Annotated in this window: 1 protein-coding gene and 1 pseudogene; both read right to left on the bottom strand. The window is 61.8% G+C overall.

What is annotated here, in order from left to right; translation table 11 throughout:
* Nucleotides 1–2 precede the first annotated feature (2 nt).
* Nucleotides 3–866, bottom strand: coding sequence for an IS21-like element helper ATPase IstB (gene istB, locus QCM77_RS45665; RefSeq protein WP_166107168.1), 864 nt, complete (start codon nt 864–866; stop codon nt 3–5).
* A pseudogene (gene istA, locus QCM77_RS45660) lies at nt 844–2,365 on the bottom strand (IS21 family transposase). Before istA ends, istB begins: the two are co-directional and overlap by 23 nt.
* Nucleotides 2,366–2,477: the final 112 nt, after the last annotated feature.

Below are 2,477 nucleotides of genomic sequence, written 5' to 3'. Positions count from 1 at the left end.
TGTCAATCGGCGTTCGACTGGGACCCCCTATCGGCATCCAAAAGGGACCCCTTTGATCGGCGTGCTCTGCTGGTAGCGCTCGGGTCGTCGGAGCTGGTCGGGGTTGCGGAGACGGCGCGAGCGCGGGTTGTTTGAACATCGTCGCGGCTTTTGAATCGCCAGCTGTCGTTGCCGGTCTCGACGATGTCGCAGTGATGGGTCAGTCGGTCGAGTAGCGCGGTGGTCATTTTAGCATCGCCGAACACGCTGGGCCATTCGCCGAACGCAAGATTGGTGGTGACAATGATGGAGGTGCGCTCGTAGAGCCGGCTGATGAGATGGAATAGGAGCTGACCGCCCGATTGCGCGAATGGCAGATAGCCCAGCTCGTCGAGAACGATGAAGTCCATGCGGGTCAGATGCTCGGCGAGCCGTCCCTGCCGACCGTTGCGGGTCTCGGTCTCGAGCCGGTTGACGAGGTCGACGACGTTGTAGAAGCGTCCTCTGGCGCCATCGCGGATGCAACTTCTGGCGATGGCAATGGCCAGATGGGTTTTGCCGGTGCCGGTGCCACCAACCAGCACGACGTTGCGTTGTTGGGCGATGAAGCCGCCGCCAGCGAGATCATTGACGAGCGTCTGATTGATCGGCGTGCCGTCGAACTGGAAGTCGGCGATGTCCTTGGCAAGCGGTAGCTTGGCAATGGTGAGCTGGTATTTGATCGACCTGGCTTGCTTCTCGTTGATCTCGGCGTTGAGCAGGTCGCCGACAATGCGCTGGGGTTCGTGCTGGCGCTTGACGGCAGTTGCCATGATCTCATCGAAGGCAGCCTTCATGCCGTAGAGCTTGAGCTCGCCCATGAGGTCAAAGATTTGGGTTCGTTCCATCAGATGGTCCTCCGGAGGTTGTCGTAGCGGGCACAATCGGCGATCGGTGCATGGCGGAGCGTCAGTGCGGCCGGCGTCATGATGTTGGCCGGTGCGGCGGGTTCACGTTGACGGGCCAGGATATTGAGCACGACATCGGCGGAATGGACGCTGTGACTGAGCGCTTCGGCACAGGCCGCTTCCACCGCGGACAGACCGTCAGTCAGCACCGCGTTGAGGATGTCGACCATCTGCCGATTGCCGTCGTCGGTGCTGGCCAGCTTGCGCCGGATCCGCTCGATCGCGGCCGGCAGCACCCAGTCTTTGAAGGGAGCACCGTTGCGCAAGGCGCCGGGTTTGCGGGCGAGCACCGGCACATAATGCCAGGGATCGTAGGTCGTCTCGCCGCGACCGAAGGATCGTGGATGCTCGGCAACGATCCGGCCGTCCTGACGGATCACGATGCGATCGGCATAGGCTTGAACCTCGACCGGTCGTCCGACTGCGCTGGCTGCGACCGAGTACTTGTTGTTGTCGAAGCGCACCAGGCAGGTCTTCGAGACCGATGCCGTCACCGCATGGAAGCCGTCGAAGCGGCCGGCATAGGGAACGAGTTTGGGGCGTTCGGCTTCGAACACGTCCCAGATCGTCTGATCGGCCAGCTCCGGATGACGATGAGCCTTGGCGTAGGCGATGCATTTGTCGAGCAGCCAGGCGTTTAACTCGTCGAGGTTCTTGAACCGCAGCCGCGGCGTGAAGAAGCGTTCCCGGACCAGCCCGACCTGGTTCTCGACCTGCCCCTTCTCCCAGCCCGACGCCGGCGTACAGGCGACCGGATCGACCAGATAGTGGCTGCACATCTGCAGGAAGCGGCGATTGTAGAGACGGCCTTTACCGACGAAGATCGTCTCTACGGCGGTCTTCATGTTGTCGTAGATGCCGCGGGTGCAGGTGCCTTTGAACAGGGCGAACGCCCGGTCGTGGGCGTCGAACACCATCTCCTGCGTCTCCCGCGGATAGGCCCGCACGAACAGCATGCGGCTGTGACAGAGCCGGACATGAGCAGCCTTCACCATCACCGTGGTGCCGCTCAGCAGGACGACCTCGTGGCTCCAGTCGAACTGGTAGGCTTCGCCTGGTGCAAAGCTTAGCGGCACATAGGCCGACGCTGTCGAGCTGCCGCGTTCCTTGCTCCACCGTCGTGCGTATCGACGAACCGCATCATAGCCGCCGGCATAACCCAGGCCGCGAAGCTCTTCGAATAGCCGGATCAGCGTCAGCCGTTCCCGCGCCGCCTTGCTCTCATTCCCTGCCAGCAACCGGTCAAGCTCGGCACTCCAGGCACCCATCTTCGGGAGCGGCTGCGTCTCGCGCTCATACCGGAACTCCGTCGCTTGAGAACGAATGACCTTGCGAACCACCTTCCGCGATATGCCAAGTTCTCGGCAGATCGCCTTGATCGGACGACCATCAACAAAGTAGGCGCGACGGATCTTACCAATCGTCTCCACCACCAGCATCCCAACCTCGGCTTCCATGACTCGATGGAAGCCACTGTGGACCCTTATCCCGGGGTCCCGATTGGATGCCGATCACCCCGAAAACGGGGTCCTTATTCCATGCCGAAACACA

Source organism: Bradyrhizobium nivariense (assembly GCF_029846695.2).
In the GTDB taxonomy this organism is placed as follows: Bacteria; Pseudomonadota; Alphaproteobacteria; order Rhizobiales; family Xanthobacteraceae; genus Bradyrhizobium.
This window is presented reverse-complemented; position numbering and strand designations above follow the sequence as displayed.

Bases quoted from the DNA above. Each gene is read 5' to 3' on its own strand.
- istB (WP_166107168.1), bottom strand. From the start codon at position 866: ATGGAACGAACCCAAATCTTTGACCTCATGGGCGAGCTCAAGCTCTAC.